Genomic DNA, 20950 nt, shown 5'->3' on the forward strand with positions numbered 1-20950 from the left:
ATCCAGAATTTTCGGCTGCTATAATGCATTGACAGGCTTATAGCGGCTATTTTATTAAGACCGGAAATTTCTCAAAGATTTTTGCCAACGAATTTATGCCGGAATATCCTCCTGCTCTTTATTACGCAATTCAATAATATATTCTGAAGGGAGCATACCATATTCTTCGCGGAATACCTTGGCAAAGTAGGCCGCATTGTTAAAACCTACCTCGTAGGCAACATTGGCAATGCTTAGTTTGCTTTTCTCCAACAACTGAACCGCCCTTTTTAAACGGATGGTGCGAATGCAATCAACCGGGGTTTTACCGGTAAGGGCGAGCAATTTCCTGTACAACGAAACCCTGCTGAGCGCCAGGTGACGGCTTAACTCTTCTACCGAAAAATTGGGTTGTGTGATGTTTTGTTCGATAAAATCTAAAGCGTTTTTCAGAAACTTTTCATCTTCAGATACCACCGCCACATCCTGCGATTGTATTTCGACTTGTTTTTGATAGGTTTCTTTAAACGTTTGCTGCATCAGCAGCAGGTTATGAATCTTGGATAGCAGTATCTCGAAATTAAAAGGCTTAATAATATAATCGTTGGCGCCGCATTCCAGGCCGGCCAGTTGCTCCTGTTCACCGGTTATGGCGGTTAACAATATTATGGGGATCTGGGCCGTACGGGAATCTCCTTTTATTTTTTTTGCCAACTCAAGGCCGTTCATTTCGGGCATGGCTATATCGCTCACTATCAATTTTGGGTGCAGGGCAAGCGCCTTTTGCCAACCCTCTTTGCCATTTATAGCCTCAACAATATGAAAATTATTTTTCAGGTTCTCTTTCAGGTAAAACCGCAGGTCGTCATCGTCTTCAACCAATAAAATGGTTGGCTTTTTGTTTGTTCCCTGGATACCATCTGTATTTTTCAATACATAATTTGCCGCTTTTTCGCGCACTGCCGGCGAGGCCGCAGGTTTCTCGATTTTACCCTCAACAGGCAAACTTATAATAAAGCAACTGCCATAGCCGGGCTCGCTTTCTAACTTAATGCTGCCGCCATGCAATTTTACAAACTCTTTGGTGATAGACAAACCTATGCCACTACCCTGGTTCAGGAGGCTTTCGGGGATGTCATCCTGGAAAAAACGCGCAAATATCATTTCCTGGTTTTCCCGGGTGATACCTATTCCAGTATCAATCACCCTTATTTCCAGCATTTTTTGGTCGCCCGGGAGTGTTTCTGTTTCCGGCAGGTTTAATATCACACTGATGCTGCCGCCCGGCGGCGTAAATTTAAAGGCGTTGGATAAAAGGTTGAATAAGATCCGTTCTATTTTATCATGATCAAATTTGGTAATGAAACCATCTATCTCACTTTCAAAAAGGTACTGAATGCGTTTTTGATGGGCAACATCAGTAAAAGATGCGGAAACCTCCTTAATAAAATGGATAATGTCGCCACCGGTTAAGCACAGCTTCAGTTCGTGATACTCCATCTTCCTGAAATCAACCAACTGGTTAACCAGGTTAAGCAGGCGCCTGCCGTTTCGCTTTATCATGGTCAGGTGATGCTGCTGGGCGGGCTTATCGGTTATCCTGATCAAATCATCAATAGGCGATAAGATAAGGGACAAAGGCGTTCTGAACTCGTGGCTGATGTTTACAAAAAATTTGATCTTCATCATATCCAGTTTGTGCATACGTTGCGCCTCTTCGCGCTCATTGGCAATTTTCCGCTCCGCCTCTATTTCTGCGTGCTTAAGCTCAAATTGCTGCTTCAGTTTAATAATGCCACGATGCCTTATATACAGTATTATACCAACTGCCAGCAATGCGCATATGGCATAAGCAACGGGCGTTTTCCAAAAAGGAGGTAATACAATAATATCGAGTGAAATTTCCTTATTGGTACCCTGGGCTCTCACTTTAAAAACATAGTCGCCGCCATCAAGGTTAGTATACGTTACGCTACGGCTGTTTGCGGGGAAGGTTATCCAGCCTTTATCAAACCCCTCCAGCATATATTGGTATTTTATTTTATTGGAGTAAAAATATTCGCAGGCTGCAAACTCAATATCAAATACGTTTTCGTTATGATTTAATACCAGTGATTTTGTTTCTGCTATCGACGTATCTAAAATAACCCTTCCTTTTACCGAATCGCCGGCTGCAACACTTTTATTAAATAACCTAAAATCGGTAAACACCAGTTTCGGATCGGGCTTTAGCGTTGTTACTCCCTCCGGATCAAATAAATTAAACCCGTGCGAACCGCCAAATATCATATGGCCATCCTTAAGTCGCAAAGCAGCGTATAAATTAAAATCCCTGCCCTGCAAGCCATCTACTTCGTTATAGTTATTGACCTGGAAAGTATATTTATCGCCTGCTCTGTTAAGTTTAATGTTTGCAAGCCCGCTGGTTGTACTTACCCACATCCGCCCCCGCTTGTCCTCTAAAATATTTGATACATTGCTGGCAGTCAGGCTTAATCCATCACCCAATGCCAAAAACTTCTCGGTTTGAGGGTTTAAAATGCTTAGTCCGCTTTTTGTACCTATCCACATCAAACCACGGCTATCCTGCATAATGATATTTACATCGCTGCCGGCAAGGCTGTTTGGTTTTTTAGACTGATAGTAATAATGTTTTACCTTATTGGTTTTTCGATCAATTACATCCACGCCTTTGTCTCTGCCTATCCATATATTTCCCAGCCTGTCTTTATATAAAATAGCGGTATAATCAGATACCATTATATAATCCGGATGACTAAAGCCGTTGGTTTTACGATCAAGTACATTAAGCCCGCCCATAAATGTGCCCACCCATAAATTTAGCTGCGCATCCTCCGTTATGGTATAAACCCGGTCATCGGAAATAGATGACGGCACTTTGTCGTTATGCCGGTAGTGTATAAACTTATTACCATCAAAAAGCTCTAAGCCGCCAAAGTAAGTACCTATCCATAATTTATGCTCGTGATCGATGTATAAACTAATAATGATATCGTTGGATAAACTGTTAGGATTGGCGGCATTGTGTTTATACTGCTTATAAACTTTGGTTTGCCTGTTAAAATTAATTAAACCACCGCCGTTTGTACCTATCCAGATACTTCCATCCCGGTCTTCTGCAAAGGCGTTAATATCTTCATAAGGTAAGCTATTTGCATCGGTTGATAAATGCCTGTAAACCTGGAACTGGAGAATTGCCTTGTGGTAATAATTGATACCCTGTTTAAAGGTACCCGCCCAAATAATACCTTTATCATCTTTATATAAAACAATGCTGTTACCACTGATGGATTGAGGGTCGCCCTCTTTATTCACCAGGTAGGTAACTTTATTGGTCAACGGATCGAGCACATTAATTCCGCCATGATCGGTGCCTATCCAAATCTTACCATCATCAGCCTGTATAATAGAATTGATGATATTGGAGTTAAGCCTGCCTACAGGCGTATCCTTGTTAAAATGTACTAACGATTTGTTTTGCGTGTTAAAACAAAAAGCCCCAAATGGCCCGGCCGCCGAGTAGATCCATAAATTGTTTTTGTTATCAACGCTGATAGTATACGACTCGAACCGGGAATTGGCTTTTGCTACGCCATTAAACAGGCTGGTTATTTTATTTAACCTGGTATCCAGCTCTTCAATAATACCATCGCCATAAATAAGCCATACTGCATTTTTTTTTGTAACCGCCACATCTGTTACATCGTTTGCATGCAATATTGTTTTTGAATAAGACGATGTGCAATAAAAATTGGTTAAGCCTGTTACCGGGTTATAGCGATACAAGCCTTTACCCCTGGTAATAAACCAAAAATTTCCGTCCTTATCCTTTTTTATTGATGTTAGCTGGTCGGTTATTATTTTGTAGCGTTTCAACTCATCGGCTACGCTTGTAGAAAAATTTTCGGTAGTTGAATTATAAATACTGATATCGCCATGCGTAAATATCCATAACTTCTTATCCGGGCCTTCGCTCATTCGCGAAACAAAGCTTTCTGTTAAAGAGTTTTGGTCGCGGGGATCGTGTTTAAAAACTTTAAATGTATGTCCGTCGTACCGGTTAAGGCCCGAATTTGTACCAAACCACATAAAGCCTTTATCATCCTTAAAAACACAGTTAATATGATTATCAGACAAGCCATTTGTTAAATCCAAATGCGAAAACTTATACGGTTCGTTTTGGGCATATAGCCATTGCCATTGCCCGGTAAATACAAGTAAAATAAGGGATATATAAACTTTAATGTTCATGAAAGGCGTTTACCAGCAATCGATTGCAGAGCTTAAAAAGTTGATTTATAACAGGGATAAAAGTACAAATATATGGGAGCTAATTTAAAAGATTAACTAATAATAAAATGAAGAAATGGCAAAATGGACCAAAAATGGCATTTTGAGCTAACCAATACACTTTTTACGATAAGTAGTCGATGCGGCAGACGTTTTATTATTTTTATAAATTATTGCTGCTTCCATCTGCTGCAAAACTGAGGATGCTGTGGTTTATACCGATCAATGCAAAAAGCCGGATCATTTTAATGACCCGGCTTTGTAATCCAGTTGCAGGTTCCGTTAATTGTGAAGAATCTTGTTCAGGAGGAGGCTGCCGTTGGCCGAATCGGTTAGGTAAAGGGTATAAATTTTACCGGCCTGCAGATCCGTCACGTCGAAGTTTCCTATATTATTCCGGGATGCAGTGCCATAAAATTGTACAGARAGGGTTCCGGGATCTACATACTTATAACCGCTCGAAATATCTCTGGCCATTGTAGTCACCAGGTCATCCCCCGAGGAATTTTTTATAGTGATAACAGAAGGCGCATTATCGCTTAAATGGATAAACTTGATCTTTACCTTGCCATTATTCGGAGTCGCGAGATCGTCCTCAAAAGATTTGACCCTCGCTGTCGATCCTTTTCCGGCCATGTACACTGTAAAATTTACACCATTAGTTGTGTAAAGTGACCCAGTTGCGTAAACATGACTTGTTCCCTCGTCTTTGAACTCCATAACCATATTTTTTCCGGATGCAGCGGTAATGTAAGCAGAGGCATCGCCAAAGCTCAGTCCGCCGTTCACCAGCACAGAATTTGCCAGGGTAAAACTTTGCGGACCCGAAGTTGAGGCGGCATTGACTACTTTGATATTGAATTGTCCCGAAGGATCAATAGTGTTTTTTTTGCATGATGAAAAAGATATGGCTGCTACCATCAGGAACAGGCCGGCGAATAGCTTTCTATAAATTATTGAAGTTTTCATAATAGTTTCTTTTTTATGTTAATTTTAGAATGTGTTTTTAAGAATGTAAGGGCTGGCTTCTGCATGGCAGGGAAGCATTACTTACATATACTTTACCTTTATTTCAATTTTTTGCCGGGACTTTAAATCGACTTTGAAATCGTCGAAAGTTGGCTTTTTCATCTTTTCCATAAAGAAGTTGGAAAACCCGAATCCTTCTTTTGGCATCCTGATGATATTTTTGTCGATCTTACCGTTTTCGTTTTCATCATCCACCATGGTGAATCCATAGATGCCCGGCCCAAGCTCACACTTCAGGGTTACAGTCCCGTTAGCAATTGCTTTTTTGTCGAACACGAATTTCTTGCAAGGTTTTTCATCATCATAGCTCGCATTGTCTTTAAATACGTTTAGGATAATTTTCCCCTTAGGAGATCTGATCCCGGTTACCTTAACCTCAGTTTCGTGCTGTGCCTGTATATAGGAAGCGAAGAAAATAAAGAGCAGGCCGACCAACAGATTAATACCGAATACAATTGTTTTTTTCATAGTTGTAAAATTAAATTTGACCTTATTTTGAATTGAAGGTATGGGCATTCAGCAGGGTCTTAAATCAAAAACTGAGTGAAACGGGCATAATAACGCCCGAATGTTATTATAGCCGGTTTGAAAAAACCGCCATGCAGGCCACAGATAAGTGTACACATCTTTTAGATTCTATAGATACTTAAAAACGATTGTCATACGAACGAACCAGGGTGGGAATTAAGCGCCAGGGTGAGGAGAAATGACAATTTCCTTTTATTAAAAAGATGTGTGCACAGTAGCCCAACGGGAAGGGTGTGTTGGGATGTGGAGTGGCAGGGAGGGGTTTCTACAAGCGACTTGGGTATGCAAAGCGTTGTTGTGTACCTGATCTAACCCCTTCCTCCTCCTTCCCCGAGGAAGGAATCGCACATCCCCCCGCTTTTTTATTTCTTTCGAACACTCAAGGTTTCAAACCCATCGCTATAGTGAACGGTCTTAATTGAATTTTAAAGCGATTTCCCTAACGGTAGCACGAATGAAGCAGCCTTTATTACGTTTGCTGTTTGTAACCGTTTGATATCATTTCAATTCCGGTTTTAAACGTTTCGGGTTTGCTTTTGCCCGGTTCGGTTAACAATCCCAAAACAACCCACTATCGATTGATTATATTTGTTAATATGGAAGAAAAGTTACCTTTAAAACGTTTAAACCATCTCACCTGGCTACAATCGATAATTATCGGTTTTATCTTCTATGTGGTTGTTTATAACAGTGGTACGCCAAGTCATATAATACCGTTCACGATACTTACCATGTCGGGTATCTTGCTGGTGGGATATGCTGATATCTGTTTGATGATGGTGTTGGCGAAATTTTTTTCGATCAGGTCGAAAAAATTTTCAATTTATCGCCGCCTGTTAACCTACCCTGCCAGTATCCTGATTTACCTCCTGTTAAGGCCTTGTTTTTCTTACGTGTCGGGTAAAGTATGGTCATTTTGGGAGCCCGGTTCATTCTTCGCATTTGTTGGATCAGGTATCGTCATCAATACGCTTATTACGCTGATACACGATTCCGTGTTATTATACGAACACAAATTGGAAAGCGAACTGGAGCTTTCCAAGTTAAAAGCGGCCAATGCAGAAGCAATGAACCTTGTTTTAAAGCAGCAGATCCAGCCGCATTTCCTTTTCAACGCTTTGAATACCCTAAAGGCACTTTACCATAAAGACACTCAAACCGCCGATACTTATATAGTACATATGGCCAATTTTTTAAGGGCCTCCATCTTTCATCAGTCATCCAATATATCCAGCCTGGAAGATGAAGTAAAACTGTTATACGATTACCTCGCCATGCAGCGCATCCGGTTTGGCAGGGCGATGGACTGTACGGTATCATTAACAGACAACGCTTTAAAAAGCTATTTTCTGCCTTCTTTTTCGCTACAGCCATTATTGGAGAACGCCATTAAGCACAATAATTTCACACAGGAAGATCCGTTGAAAGTCAGCATCACCCAAAAAGATGAATGGCTTGTTATCAGCAATAATATTCAATGCAAAAAAGTTAAAGTAACATCTACTCAGTATGGCCTGGCGAACCTTGCAGAAAGATACCGTCTCTGGTCTGGCGATGATATCATCATCAAAGAAGATCAAAACTCATTTTCGGTAAGTATTAAATTATTAAAAAAGTAATCATAGTAATTATTTGGGGATGAAATATTAGTTGTCGACGACCTCGGGCTTAACATCAGGAATTTGATGGGCGAGCCTGCAGATATTACCCAGTTCAGATCCTCCTCTCACGCTTCGCACCTGCCCGTGGCGTTTTTGCAAAAAAAGGGATTTGTCATCCTGAACGTAGTGAAGGATCTATTATACGTTATGCTTCTTCGCCCTGTACAGTCTGCAAATAGATCCTTCACTCCGTTCAGGATGGCAACCTTTTAAAACGTTATTACCCCTTCAGAGTCCAGAATTTTTATAACTACCCATGACGTCTTTGCAAAAAAATCCTTTTGTTATGCTGAACGTTTGAAGCATCTATTATTCGCCATGCTTCTTCGCCCTGTACAGTCTGCGAATAGATCCTTCACTGCGTTCAGGATGACAAACCTTTTAAAGCGTCATTCCCTTTCAAAGCCGCCGGATATTCTATAAAATGACATTGGTCTTTTTCTTTAACCGCCTGTATTCCGCTTCCGGCGCAACTTTGCCCGCTTCGGTTATCTTTCTCTGTTAAGGTAAGCAACGGCACCGCATCTTTGAATCAAATAACACGATCAGCCCCGGGCTGCAAACAAAAAAATCACTAATAAAAAAAGAAATTTATGAAAAAGTTAATCTTAGCTGTTCTTATTCTTACATCCGCGAAGGCCTTCAGTCAAACAACTCCAACTCAAACAACACCGGCTCCCGAAGAGAAAGGATTCCTTAAAAAGATCGGGAGCCGTCTTGAATTCGGAATCAAAGCGGGTGGTAACTACAGTAATTTTACCAATGCCAATTTTTCAACGGATCCACTACCTGGCTTTAACGCCGGCCTTACCGTAGCCTACAAATTTACCGACAATTTTATGGTACAGGAAGAATTCCTTTATTCATTGCAAGGTGCTAAAGTAAAAGCCGGCATCCTGGGTACCCAGGATATCAAACTTTCTTATGCCTCGGTTCCAATCCTGTTCAAATACCGCACTAATTCTGGCTTTTATGTTGTAGCTGGTCCGCAGGCAGGTTTTAAAGTAAAGGAAGACATTGGAGGCTTAACTGACACCAAATTTGCTAAAAAAGTTGATTTTGGCGCTGTCGGCGGTCTTGGTTACCAATCTAAAATGGGTTTAGGCATAGACGCAAGATACTATTACGGCATCCAAAAGGTGTCTGAAACCCCATCTGCTATCCTGGGCGATTTTAAGAATAATAGCATACAAGCAAGTATATTTTACGTTTTTTAGATCAATAATTAAGATCATTTACCCCTGATGACTATGATCCCGGTTGCAAATTGCGCCGGGATTTTTTGTACGTATTGTTTTCAGGAATTTATTTGACTGAGTTGCTACTTATTTTTAACAGAGGCTTACTTACCGGCTATTATTTTTAATAGCCCACTGCTTTAAAACAGTAATGGCATCATACAAAACGCCAGCCTCACCCCTGAAATCACCTGATCCTTTTGGAGCACCGGTTTGCACATTATACCATTCAAAAAAACCTTTGTTAGCCAGTGCCCTGTCAATCATTGGCAACAATTCTGTGTACGCATCCTCAACATAGCCGTAATCAATCAAAACGCCTATCATACGTGCGCCAAACCAGGTCCAGTCGCCCCCATTTTGGTAATTATACGGCTTCATGTTGGGGTACTGTTTGGCCGGGTATGGCGGGTAAACCGTGATACCAACAGTGGCATACTTTTCTTTAGCAGCACACGCTACCATTTGCCTGTTTATTTCTTTAACCTCGGCAGGTGTATTAAAGCCAGCTAAAATGGCGCATACAGAACCACCTGTGTACAATAGCTCTTTTTCGTTAAAATCAGGCGAAAAAGGGCTGCCATTTAGGTAGATGTGTGGTATATACTTTTGAGCTGTAGTATCCCACAGGTATTTACGTACGTTTTTGGTGATACCTGATGCCACTGAGGCCCAATCCCTTTGTGTTTTGTAATTTTTAGGTTTCATGGCCAGGAAATCGTGAATAGCCTTTACATACATGGCATTATCATAAATATCAATTGCCCATTTGGTTTTATCGTTAATGGCAACACCCCAACCGGTTTCTGTTTGCACATCCCCCCAGTCTATCGTGGTAGCACCCGTTACAAGGCCATATTTAACCGACCACCTGTCCTTTTGTATATAACTAAAGGCATCTTCCATACGCTGAAGTACTGTTTTACCACCAATAACTTCGTTAAGAATGGACGTGTCGCCCGTTACATCAATATATTTTTTTACCGCCTGAACCAAAGACGATTCCTGGTCGGTTTCAACAGTATTTTTATGAGCAGCCCATCCACGCAACAACGGCGAATAACGGTAATTATAACCAACATGTGCTTTCGCACTATCCACTACCCCATCAACTATATTGCCGTCCCCGCCCTGCATTTTAAAAAACATCAGAAGATTGGTTTTCACTTCTTCTTTAGGGTGCACTATAAGTGAACCTTTAATAAAGGTATTAAAATCACGGATCCATACTTCATTATAGGATGTGCCTGCAGAAAAACCCGAAAGTAATTTTAAAGCCCTTGCCTGGATGGTATCCAATCTGTTGTCAGAAAGGATAGCTTTCGCTAATTCTGATTTTTGGAGTACTTGCGCGTTAGCATTTGAATTGATAAAAAAAGACAAAGAAATTAAAACGGGCAAAAGTAGTTTCATGCAGGAATGGATTTAAGGCATCAATAAGATTAGCCGGGAATCAACACTTGTTTATATGTACAAACATAAAATATATTCCAAACTCCTACTATATTTTTTACCAAAAATCACCCTAACTTTAAGTTAGAATGCATTTAAAAGAACAAGCTCAATAATTATTTGATAATTATCGATATATATAGATATAACCATTATTATGTTCGTCCATTAATCATTTAATTTGCAATACATATTGCTTGTAAAATTTAAAGAAATACCGAGATATGAAACTTGCTATTGACCATAAAAGCGCCATCCCACTTCATATACAGGCCGAAAATTTATTAAGGGAACTCATTAAGGACCCCGAATATAAGTCTGGAAAACTATTACCAAACGAAGTGGATCTGGCAAAAATACTGGCTATTTCAAGGACCACCCTTCGCCAAGCAATTAATAAATTGGTTTATGAAGAGTTGCTGATCAGGAAAAAAAGATTGGGAACAAAGGTGGCTCCCCCAAAAATGAGCTCAAAATCAATGAATTGGCTAAGTTTCACACAAGAAATGCAGGCGCGTGGCATTCCGGTTAAAAATTACGAGCTGCACGTTAGCTGGGTATATCCGGATGAGTTCATCGCCAATTTTTTTGATATAAAAACAGAGAAGAAGATCATGAAACTTGAGCGGCTCAGGGGCAATGCCGAGGAAGCATTTGTTTATTTTGTGTCTTATTTTCATCCAAGGATAGGTCTAACCGGCGACGAGGACTTTAAAAAGCCATTATACGAAATGCTTGAACTTGACCACTCGGTAGTAGCCAACTTGTCAAAAGAGGAGATTAGCGCAAAAGCAGCTGACAAACTTATTGCCGGCAAGCTGGAGATTGATCCAGGTAGCCCGGTACTTTTCAGAAAACGTTTTGTTTTTGACCAGGGAGACCGGCCAATGGAATATAACCTGGGCTATTATAAAGCCGAAAGCTTTATATATACAGTTGAAAGCAGGCGCAACAGTTGATTATATCGGTAAAATCTCATATGAGGTTTAACTGGGTATTAATATAACGACGTCTATTAGATCAATAGTATTTTTTTTACCTTTAAGCGGCCATGTATTATTGAAAAACAATCGAAGTATAAATACCTAAAAGCCAAAGGCTAAAAGCGAGATCATCTCGTGGCTTTTATTTCTTATTACTGTTTCAGCAGCTTGCTCTCCCCTTCTATCTCCACATTGGCTTGCTCAACTATGGCTTTATATTCATAGTTTTCTTTTAAGGGTAAAGTTTGCTCAAAAGAACCATCGGGTTTAATAGTTACCCAGGTACCGGTTGTCCATTTGCCGGCATAAAGCGTTTCAACCTGTCCTTTGTATGGGCGGTAATCAAAGCGGGCTTTCTTAATAGATAGGTCTTTGTAGTAGTTTAATACCCTGCCCTTTAAAACAGCACCACCTTTAACCAAAGTAGTACTCCCGGTTTCAACTATAACCGCTTCTTTAAATGCAGGAGCAACATTATCTAACTTGATAACTACCGGGTTTGGCCAGCGATGATCATCATAAATACGCTGGGCTTTCACTACCGATACTTCCAAACCCTTTGTTGTTTGCCGGTATCGACAACTAACATCATCGTTTTTATACTCAATTACCTGGCTATTTTGCCCTAAAACACTTATTTGTGTATTGGCCGTGCTAATAGCAGAACGGATCAGGAATGTTTTACGGGTACCCTCCTTCCAATCCTGCGCATCAGTAATGATGGCATAAAGCGTATGCCCGTTTTTTGATGTAAACCAGGTATCTCCCTCCTTACTCACCACCCAGCCGCGTACGTCATCAGTGCATTCATGATTTACAAAATACCATGCCGACATTTCGCGCAGGCGCTCTTCCTGTTCTATCGGCAATTCACCATTGGGTTTGGGGCCAACATTCAGTAATAACGAGCCGCCTTTAGCACGTGCCTCAATCAATAAACCTATCAACTGACTGCCCGATTTATAGCGTTCATTGGTTGGCTGATAACCCCAGGCAGTACCCATAGTGATGCAGGATAACCAGGGCTCATTGATCATAGTGCCGGGCATGATCTGCTCAGGTGTTTTGATAGCGCCCCGGGTGATGAGCAGGTCGGGCTGTAATTTCCAGCAGGTTTGTTTTACAATTTCTTTAGGGTCGCCATCAATAAAAAGTACATCTATTTTACCATATTTGGTCATTAGCTCCTCGCATTGCCGCCGGGTATAATCATCATAAGCCTTACGGGCGGCCGCGTCCATTTTCACATCGGTTCTGCTAATAGGGATCTGATGATCCCGCAGGAAATTAAAATCCTCCGGTGAAAAATAAAAGCCAACCTGCAGCCCTGCTTCGCGTGTAGCATCTACAAACTCTTTTAACAGGTCTTTTTTATAAGGGGTATGAGTAATATTAAAATCAGTTGTTTTGGTATCCCACATACAAAAACCAGAATGGTGTTTGGTGGTAAACACAATGTATTTCATGCCGRCCAGTTTTGCTAAAACAGCTATCTGGTGCGGGTCGAATTTTGAGGGATCAAAAGTTTTGGGAAGATCATTAAAATACCTGTTCACATAATCGTTGCTTGCACCTACCAGCGAATGGCTGATAACCGTACCTAACTGCCCATCCATACTAAAATGGATAAACAAGCCCATACCTGTATTTTTAAGCCAAAGTTCGCGTTCGGGTTTATTCAGGTTATTGTTACTGGCATTGTCATCTTTCACCAGGTCGTTTTGTGCCGAAGCGATTTGGATAGATAGTATAAGCAGCAGAAAAAAACAGTATTTTTTATACATCTTTAAAAATAATCAAAAAATCAGGAAGGGTATACAACCCTCCCTGAAACCAACTGAAACCAACTTATTAATCAAATCACAAAATAAGCTTTATTGTTTATCCCACCAGATCCTGGTCAGGAAGTCATCCACACCCTGCCGGGCTATCGCAGCCGCGTAAGATGCCGCGTTGAGATTTTGTTCCGATATCGGGTACAGCATCCTCCTGAATATTTTACCACCGGTTGCATTACCAACATAGTTATTAGGCACCAATGCCGGGTAACCTGTGCGCCTGTAACTGGCAAATACTTCCTGCGCGTCTGGGAATACACCAAGCCAAAACTCGGTATAGATCTGTGCCATTTTTTGATCAAGCGTACCGGCCGAATTAAATTTGTGGTAGCTGATGTATGTATTGATCTGTGCATCAGTTATAGCGCCGGCACTGCCGCCAATTATTGCCCATTGACGCATAGAAGCAGCTATACCGCTTTCATATAATGATGAAGCTGTAGCGCCACTATACCACCCTCTTGAGGCTGCCTCGGCTAACAGGAAATAGTTTTCAGTTGCTGTAAATACCAGGCGTGGAGAGTTCAACAATAATATGGTTTTAGGATTAGGCTCCGAGTAAGTTACAAAATCGGCAGGTTTTGTGTTTAGTGATGCCGACATGCCTTTTTGTTTAGCAGCGGTTGTATCAGCTACACCCCCATTGTACACAATAGATACAACACCCAAACGAGGGTCTTTATTAGTTTTAAGATAATTGATAAACACATCCTGGTACTTACCACCTTCTGTATTTGTAGTGCCATTTTGTGCTATATAATCATTATTCCAGAGGTCGTTTGCCAGTGGGTTTTTATTAATATCCTGGCCCGATCCTACATAAGGTATTAGGGCAATATCGGCATCATTTAAAATAATACCACCGGCAATGGCCTTTGTGGCCCAGCTTTGCGCAGATGCAATATCTACCTTAGTCATGCGCATAGCACATCTTAACATCAGGGAGTAAGCAAATTTTTTCCATTTATTAGTATTACCACTGTAGATTAAGTCTGCAACGCCAAATGTAGCCTTGCTTGCATCAAGACTTGCAGCCGCCTGGTCAAGCTCTTTAAGCATATCTGCATAAATATCCTTTTGGTTATCATAAGCCGGTTTATATAAGGCTCCATTATATCCTTGTGCCGCCTGTGAATACGGAATATCGCCATATAGATCGGTAAGCCTGCTAAAGCAGTACACCTTCCAGATACGGGCCTCGGCAACAAGATTAACCTGCGATGCATCAGTTCCCGCAGCCTTAATTACTTCAATCAGTTCATTGATCTCGTTGGGGTAAGCACCGTTGAATGCCGCTGCCGATTGCTGGCTTTGGCTCAATACATACTTTGACCCAAAACCGGCCACATCGTTAAAGCTGGTGGTATATTGCATAGTACCCAATAACAGATCGAGCATGCGGGCGGTGCCATCATATTCAGCCTTAGTAAACATGTACTGCGGAACTGCTTTTGGTGAAGCGTTTGGGTTAATGTTGAGTGTATCGAAATTTTTAGTACATGATTGTATGATAATAATGCCAAGCGTTAGCAGCAAACAATATGTATATTTTGTTATATGTCTTTTCATCGTGTTCAACTTTAAATATTAGAATTTAACTGAAAGGTTTACACCAAGTGAACGTGTACGGGGCAAGCCGATTGATTCGAAACCTTGTGTATTACTGTTGGTAAAGCTCTCCTCGGGGTCAAAATTGTCTGTCTTTTTGTAAAGCGTCCACAAGTTACGTGACACCAGCGAAATGCTTGCCGACTGAATATGAACCTTTTCAAGGTCAAGCGCAGGCAAATTATAAGACAATATAACCTGGCGAAGCTTTACAAAGCTGCCATCGTGTGTAAACAGGTCTGAATAAATTTTATAGTTATCATAATATGTACGTAAGCCACTTACCGGTACTGTGCGTGTATAAGCAGCACCTGTTTGGTCTACACCATTTAGCACTAACCCATTTTCACGACCAGGCAGCGTTGATTTCATTAAACCTAAACGGGTAGCATACACTTCCATTAAAGAAAACACCTTGTTGCCAAACTTGCCATCGAGCAGGAAGCTGAACGCAAAACGCTTGTACCTGAATTCGTTGGTTAAACCCATGGTAAGCGGGGCGACACTTTTTCCAAGCGGTTGATATGCCGATTGAACCGGCAGGCCGGTAGTTGCATTGAATACCACTTGTCCGCTGCTATTTTTCACCATATGTGTGCCATATAGGGTACCAAATGACATCCCTTCTGTGTTATTTAATACTGCATAACCATTTACTGATGTCGCCAGTTGTATGGTCGACAGGCCAGGGGCGAGTTTTACTACTTTATTATCATTATATGCTACGTTATAGCTCGCGTTCCAGCTAAAATCTTTTGATTTTATTGGCGAACCGTTCAACAACACTTCGATACCTTTATTACGTACTTCGCCAACGTTAAGGATTACATTATTATAACCCGAAGTTGATGAAATGGCCGTATTTACAATATCGTTTGTAGTTTTACGATCATACAAGGTAATATCCAATCCTAAGCGGTTTTGCAGCATCTGTAATTCAAGACCTGCCTCTGTAGTTGTAGAGGTGTAAGGTTTAAGCGCGTTGTTGGTAATGTTATTACTGGTAACATTTTGCAGCGGTTGCCCCGCACTGGGAACATTGCTATAGGTAAGATTAATTACATATGGATCAGGAGCACCGCCGCCTACCTGCGCCCATGAAGCCCTTAACTTGGCAAGGGTAAAAAATTGCGGTAGCTTAACAGCATCTGACAATATAAAGCTACCACCTACGCTTGGATAAAAGATGCTGTTGTTTTTAGGGCTCAATGTCGAAAACCAATCTTTTCGACCGGTAAACGATAAGAATAACAGACTTTTGTAATCAAAATCGGCCGAACCAAACACCGAGTTGGTTACTATTTTGGCGTAATAAGGAGTAGTTGACGTTGTAGCAAGGTTGGTTGAGCTGTAAAAATAAGGAATAACAAACTGCGAACCGTTTACTGTTTGCTGATTTGTAGTGTTTTTACGGCTATTTACACCACCTAATACCGCGCCATTAAAATCACTTACAATTTTTGTTTTGTATGATACTGTCACCAGTTCGTTGGTTTCAGATACATCCGACTTTATAGACTGGTATTGCCCATTGGGGATGTACAATGTGCCAGTCGGCAATATATTTGAATAATTGTAGTTAAAAAAGTCGCGGCTTAAGGTGGCTTTGAAAATTAGGTTTGATATCGGTGTGTACGACACCGAACCCTGGCCTATAAAACGGTCTTTAACATCATCTTCTTTAAATTTATTGATCACGAAGTAACCGTTTGAAGCGATGGCGGCATCATTCCAAACCTGCTCATTACCATTAGCATCATACCCAGGTTTAAGCCAGCGTACGTCAACGGTATTGGCAACCTCAAGCGGGGTCCAGTTAGGGTTGCCCAGTGCGTCGCCGGCACCTGTGCGGTTATGGCCGGTTTCGATATTATATTGAGCTAATGCTTCAATAGAGATTTTGCTGTTTAACTTGCTGGTTAAAGCCAGGTTAAAGGTTTTACGATCATAAGTTGTACCTGGCAAAATACCTTTACTATTCAGGTCGGCAGCCGAAAAGCGATAAGTTATAGCCTCGTTACCGCCTAAAAACGCCAGGCTATTGGTATAGGTGCTCCCGGTTTGATAAAAGTTTTTAAGGTTATCTTTTTGTGCCGTATAAGGATGGGTTTTGCCGTCAACAGCCATATAATCTGTCGACCCGTCTATTTTTGCCCCCCATGAACGCCTGCCGGTCCCCTGAGCGGTTGCCAGTGTTGTTGGTTTTACGCCACCGTCTCCCTGGCCGTATTCATATTGATAATCCGGAAAAACTGCGACATTGTCGTAAGTTGCGGTTGAATTAAACTCAACTCCTACTCCTTTTTGAACCCGTCCCTTTTTAGTAGTGATAAGGATAACACCATTGGCTGCCCGTGAACCATATAAAGCTGCCGCCGTACCGCCCTTTAACACGCTGATAGACTCGATATCGTCAGGATTCAACGCTGCGATACCATCGCCACGGTCGACGTTATTGGTAATACCGTTAACAGTTGGAGCGCCACCTGGTACGCTATTGTCAATAGGCATACCGTTTACAACATACAAGGGCTGATTATCGCCTGCAAGGCCTCCATTACCACGTATAACTATACGGCTTGAACCACCCGGACCAGTTGATAACCCTGCGGCATTTACACCCGCAACTTTACCGGTTAATGCATTGGCAACGTTATTTTCCCGGGCCTGGGTAAACTCGGTTCCTTTAACTTCGGTTACCGAATAACCGAGCGATTTCTTTTGCTTGCTGATACCGAGGGCGGTAACTACAACCTCGTTAAGCGTACTGTTATTTTGCTTCAGTTTTACCTGAACTGGTGAATTTAAATCGGTAACAGTAAGTTCCTCTTTATCGTAGCCGATGTAGGCCACCACCAGCGTAACCGGCTTGCCATTATATTTATCAGGTACAATAAGTTTAAAATTACCTGATACATCTGTTGAAGTACCAATTCTGGGATCAGCCTTTAAGTAAACTGAAGCACCTATAACTGGCTGGTTATCTTTTTCATCAAGCACTTTACCTGTTAAAACAGCTGCCACAACAGCAATATTAGTGCCGCCTCCATCTTTTATAGAAAAAATAGAGATCTGGTTGCCGTTAATTTTGCGGTATTCGAGCTGAAAAACCGATAGCAATTGTTTCAGGTTTTCATCAAGATTAAACAACCTGGCATTGTTAAATAAGCTTGCTGGTATAAATTTGTTATCCAGTAGCCCTTCCTGGTAAGCAATTTGAACATTAAATTGCTTTTTGAGGTTTTCAAGCGCGTCTTTTAACAGTACCTTGCTTTCAGCAGCTTGCTGTACCTGGTAATTCGGACCTTTAGAATGGAACCTGTTATTGCTGGTGAACGCCAGCTGGGCATAGCCGTACACCGACTGGCCAAGCAAGACCAACAAGAAACAGCAACATTTTAAAAAAGTTGATAGGTCAAGTTTTCGCATAAATTATTTGTTTAGGGGTTAATTTTTAGTGATAGTTATATTTTTGTCTGAACGGGTGATCCTTACTGACAGCGTAGTGGATATGGTTTCAAGCAACTCCTCAACGTTTGATACGCTGATCTCCCCTTCTATCTTTAACCCGGCCAGGTCGGGATTTGAAAAATCAATATGGTAACCATAGTCATCAGTCATAATCTCACTGATTTGTGCAAGAGTGGCATTATTGAATGATAATTGGTGATTTGTCCACTCTGTTAGCTTCTCTGGCACAGCAAGCTTCTTTTGGGCCACCAGACGCTTTTGTGCATACTCCACATAGTCCCCCGGTTTCATAACCAATAACCGGTTATTCTTTAATACACTGTCAAGATATTCTAACCTTATTTTACCGCTTACCAGGCCAATATTGGTTTTATTATGTCTGTTGCGTACATTAAAGGAGGTTCCTAATACTTCAATGTTCACATCATTGCAATGCACAATAAACCGTTCTGTAGTTTTTATATGACGGGGATCTTTATTAAGGTGCTTAACATTAAAAAAGCCTTCGCCGCTGATCCAAACTTCTCTTGATTGTTTATCCCAGTTATTGGAGTAAGTTAGTTTTGAGTTTCCATTTAGAATAACAACCGAGTTGTCTGGTAACGTAACCGTACGCAGTTCGCCAAAAGCGGTAACTACTTCATTTTTGGAATTATATTTTATCATCCAGAAGGCTACTCCTGCTGATGAAACCAATAAAACCATTGCGGCTATGCGCAGGAACCTGTTGAGGTAGAATATCTTTTGTTTTATGGCGCCTTTATCCTGTAAAGTGCTTTCAATTCGCTCCCAAACTTTTTGTTGGTTGGCGTCGTTTGTAAATACATCTTGTTGGCGATAGGCCAGGATAATTTTTGAAGCCTCATCAACAATTTCCTTTTGGCCGGGATACAAGGCTGTAAATGATTGCCAAAAGTTGATGTCATTAATAGATGAGCTAATTACAAAACGAAGAAAATCATCGTCGTCTAAAAAATCCTGTAAAGTGTAAGTGCTGTATTTTGCAAACTCCATGCTATATAAGTTTCTGATTTAAACCTTATATACATGGTTATGCCGGAATTATCCCTTCGAGATGAAAAAAAACTTAATTTGTATACACTTTTATGCTAAAACAAGAATAAAGACTCAAAAAAATAACCAATTTAGATGTTTTTAACACCCCTTGCAGGTTATTAAATGCTTTATAAAGCAATTTATAAGTCGAGTTAATGTTAATTTCCATAATATCGGCAATTTCTTCATAACCTAAACCCTCATAAAAGCGCAGATAGATGATTTCCTGCTGTCTTGCCGGTAAAGTTTTCACCACCGCTTTTATTCTTAACTGTAATTCCCTTTCCTCCTCGTTGGCAATGAGCTGGTGATCAAATGAAATTTCGAAAGAAAAATTGTAACTGGTTTCGTCCTCCAGGTCAACAAAACGCGATTGGGATTGTATTTTGCGAAAAATAACGCCGCGTAGTGATTTATATAGATAGTTTTTTACTGATACCGGATTACCCAGGGTTGTCCTGTTTGTCCACAATTTAATAAACAAGTCGTGTACTGCATCTTCAATAATATTTACATCCCTGGTAAATTTATAGCCGTAATTATTGAGGATTTTAAAATGATCGTTGTAAAGCTGTGTGTACGCGTCCCAGCTGCCGTTTTTAAAGGCAAGCCATATTGCAGTGTTATTATCATTAATACTTACAATACTTTCAGACATAATTGAATGAATTCTACCTACTTTTTAAAAAATGAAATTAAGTACAATTTAATAAATTATTATTAATCATTTTACGTAAACTTTAAATTATGGTCATTAAAAATGAACATTAAAAAAACCGAGAAGCAATTATTACGTTCAAGATAACATTGTTTCCATGGGGCACAAAAGCTTAACTACCAATTAACTCCTATTTAGTCCTTACCAAAAATCCACCATTTAACAGCGATGATTTATTGTATAAAAATGGTTCGCCAGCCGGGTTGCTCATCATAGCGCCGCTATAAGTCGCAATAGCCTGGCCTGCCGCAGTATCCCACTCCATAGTTGGGCCATGCCGGTAGTATATATGCGCTTTCCCTTCGGCAATTAAACAAAATTTGATAGAGCTGCCTACAGCTATGGTTTCTACAATAGGATATTGTTTCAAAAAAGCGATTTCTTCTGCCGATGAATGCGACCTGCTGCCCACAGCTATCCACTGCTTTGCATTTGTATCGGCATGGAGTTGTTGGGGTTCACCCTCAACAGATTCTTTCCAGCTGCCAATGCCTGCGCCTCCGTAATACAGTTCGCCTGTAACAGGCACATATATAATACCTAATACAGGTGTATTTTTATAAATCAGGGCAATGTTAACTGTAAACTCGCCATTATGCTTTATAAATTCCTTTGTGCCATCTAAAGGGTCAACGCACCAAAAGTATTCCCAATTCTTTCTTACCTCGTAAGGTATATCCTTCCCTTCTTCGGATATTACCGGGATGCCGGGATTTAAAATTGTAAGCCCCTTTATTATTATTTCATCCGAGATCCTGTCGGCGAGGGTTAATGGCGATTGGTCATCCTTTAACGTTACTGCTATATCACCATCATTATAAATAGTAAGTATGCCTTTCCCTGCCTCTTTTGCAAGCGACAATAATATAGCCAGGTCAATAGCCGGCAAACCTTCAAAATTTAACATCATATAAACAAATCTTCAGCAATACACTTTTTCAATAATAACTATTGCTATCAATATTTACACACAATCATGATTTTTATTTGACTATGGTATATGTTATAGCATTTGGTCGATTTATCTTTATTTAGATACTGATTCAGGGACCTTTGCGGAAGCCGATAGTTATCGGGA

At 40.7% G+C, this 20950-nt stretch carries 13 protein-coding genes; 3 read left to right on the forward strand and 10 right to left on the reverse strand.

What is annotated here, in order from left to right:
* Nucleotides 1-93: 93 nt before the first annotated feature.
* The 3 genes from AC1DQW_RS08850 to AC1DQW_RS08860 all read right to left on the reverse strand — a co-directional run bounded on the left by AC1DQW_RS08850 (nt 94) and on the right by AC1DQW_RS08860 (nt 5787).
* Nucleotides 94-4251, reverse strand: a complete 4158-nt coding sequence (locus AC1DQW_RS08850; protein WP_477453754.1) for a two-component regulator propeller domain-containing protein — start codon at nt 4249-4251, stop codon at nt 94-96.
* 321 nt (nt 4252-4572) lie between these two features.
* Nucleotides 4573-5259, reverse strand: coding sequence for a DUF4397 domain-containing protein (locus tag AC1DQW_RS08855; RefSeq protein ID WP_477453755.1), 687 nt, complete (start codon nt 5257-5259; stop codon nt 4573-4575).
* Between the two features lie 81 nt (nt 5260-5340).
* Nucleotides 5341-5787, reverse strand: a complete 447-nt coding sequence (locus AC1DQW_RS08860) for a DUF2141 domain-containing protein (protein WP_477453756.1) — start codon at nt 5785-5787, stop codon at nt 5341-5343.
* A 656-nt stretch (nt 5788-6443) separates the two neighbouring features.
* Here AC1DQW_RS08860 and AC1DQW_RS08865 point away from each other — a divergent pair.
* Both AC1DQW_RS08865 and AC1DQW_RS08870 read left to right on the forward strand, forming a co-directional pair.
* Nucleotides 6444-7466, forward strand: a complete 1023-nt coding sequence (locus AC1DQW_RS08865) for a sensor histidine kinase (RefSeq protein ID WP_477453757.1) — start codon at nt 6444-6446, stop codon at nt 7464-7466.
* 635 nt (nt 7467-8101) lie between these two features.
* A complete protein-coding gene (locus tag AC1DQW_RS08870; protein WP_477453758.1) occupies nt 8102-8725 on the forward strand; it encodes a porin family protein in 624 nt (207 codons plus the stop codon).
* Nucleotides 8726-8854: 129 nt separating this feature from the next.
* Here the strand turns inward: AC1DQW_RS08870 and AC1DQW_RS08875 are convergent, their stop codons facing one another.
* The gene (locus AC1DQW_RS08875; protein ID WP_477453759.1) at nt 8855-10159 is read right to left on the reverse strand and encodes a glucosidase family protein; all 1305 of its coding nucleotides are present in this window, start codon (nt 10157-10159) and stop codon (nt 8855-8857) included.
* A gap of 263 nt (nt 10160-10422) precedes the next feature.
* On the opposite strand from AC1DQW_RS08875, the gene AC1DQW_RS08880 reads away from it, so the two are divergent.
* Nucleotides 10423-11157 carry a GntR family transcriptional regulator gene (locus AC1DQW_RS08880; protein ID WP_477416674.1) on the forward strand — a complete coding sequence of 245 codons (735 nt, stop codon included), beginning with the start codon at nt 10423-10425 and terminating at the stop codon, nt 11155-11157.
* A gap of 176 nt (nt 11158-11333) precedes the next feature.
* Here AC1DQW_RS08880 and AC1DQW_RS08885 read toward each other — a convergent pair whose 3' ends face one another.
* The 6 genes from AC1DQW_RS08885 to cysQ form a co-directional block, all read right to left on the reverse strand.
* The gene (locus tag AC1DQW_RS08885) at nt 11334-12965 is read right to left on the reverse strand and encodes an alpha-L-fucosidase (protein ID WP_477453760.1); all 1632 of its coding nucleotides are present in this window, start codon (nt 12963-12965) and stop codon (nt 11334-11336) included.
* Between the two features lie 90 nt (nt 12966-13055).
* On the reverse strand, nt 13056-14588 hold the full coding sequence (locus AC1DQW_RS08890; RefSeq protein ID WP_477453761.1) for a SusD/RagB family nutrient-binding outer membrane lipoprotein: 1533 nt from the start codon (nt 14586-14588) through the stop codon (nt 13056-13058).
* An 18-nt stretch (nt 14589-14606) separates the two neighbouring features.
* Nucleotides 14607-18056 (reverse strand): SusC/RagA family TonB-linked outer membrane protein, encoded by a 3450-nt coding sequence (locus AC1DQW_RS08895; protein WP_477453762.1) that lies wholly within the window; start codon nt 18054-18056, stop codon nt 14607-14609.
* A gap of 18 nt (nt 18057-18074) precedes the next feature.
* Nucleotides 18075-19112: a FecR family protein gene (locus tag AC1DQW_RS08900; protein ID WP_477453763.1), complete on the reverse strand. Its 1038-nt coding sequence runs from the start codon at nt 19110-19112 to the stop codon at nt 18075-18077.
* A 73-nt stretch (nt 19113-19185) separates the two neighbouring features.
* Nucleotides 19186-19812 (reverse strand): RNA polymerase sigma factor, encoded by a 627-nt coding sequence (locus tag AC1DQW_RS08905; protein ID WP_477453764.1) that lies wholly within the window; start codon nt 19810-19812, stop codon nt 19186-19188.
* Nucleotides 19813-20002: 190 nt separating this feature from the next.
* The gene (cysQ, locus tag AC1DQW_RS08910; protein WP_477453765.1) at nt 20003-20782 is read right to left on the reverse strand and encodes a 3'(2'),5'-bisphosphate nucleotidase CysQ; all 780 of its coding nucleotides are present in this window, start codon (nt 20780-20782) and stop codon (nt 20003-20005) included.
* Nucleotides 20783-20950 lie beyond the last annotated feature (168 nt).

Source organism: Mucilaginibacter sp. P5_A4, assembly GCF_056400605.1.

What these genes read in the sequence shown, in the direction of transcription:
- AC1DQW_RS08850 (WP_477453754.1), bottom strand. Translation starts at nt 4,251, where the DNA reads ATGAACATTAAAGTTTATATATCCCTTATTTTACTTGTATTTACCGGG.
- AC1DQW_RS08860 (WP_477453756.1), bottom strand. Translation starts at nt 5,787, where the DNA reads ATGAAAAAAACAATTGTATTCGGTATTAATCTGTTGGTCGGCCTGCTC.
- AC1DQW_RS08865 (WP_477453757.1), top strand. Translation starts at nt 6,444, where the DNA reads ATGGAAGAAAAGTTACCTTTAAAACGTTTAAACCATCTCACCTGGCTA.
- AC1DQW_RS08870 (WP_477453758.1), top strand. Translation starts at nt 8,102, where the DNA reads ATGAAAAAGTTAATCTTAGCTGTTCTTATTCTTACATCCGCGAAGGCC.
- AC1DQW_RS08875 (WP_477453759.1), bottom strand. Translation starts at nt 10,159, where the DNA reads ATGAAACTACTTTTGCCCGTTTTAATTTCTTTGTCTTTTTTTATCAAT.
- AC1DQW_RS08880 (WP_477416674.1), top strand. Translation starts at nt 10,423, where the DNA reads ATGAAACTTGCTATTGACCATAAAAGCGCCATCCCACTTCATATACAG.
- AC1DQW_RS08890 (WP_477453761.1), bottom strand. Translation starts at nt 14,588, where the DNA reads ATGAAAAGACATATAACAAAATATACATATTGTTTGCTGCTAACGCTT.
- AC1DQW_RS08895 (WP_477453762.1), bottom strand. Translation starts at nt 18,056, where the DNA reads ATGCGAAAACTTGACCTATCAACTTTTTTAAAATGTTGCTGTTTCTTG.
- AC1DQW_RS08900 (WP_477453763.1), bottom strand. Translation starts at nt 19,112, where the DNA reads ATGGAGTTTGCAAAATACAGCACTTACACTTTACAGGATTTTTTAGAC.
- AC1DQW_RS08905 (WP_477453764.1), bottom strand. Translation starts at nt 19,812, where the DNA reads ATGTCTGAAAGTATTGTAAGTATTAATGATAATAACACTGCAATATGG.
- cysQ (WP_477453765.1), bottom strand. Translation starts at nt 20,782, where the DNA reads ATGATGTTAAATTTTGAAGGTTTGCCGGCTATTGACCTGGCTATATTA.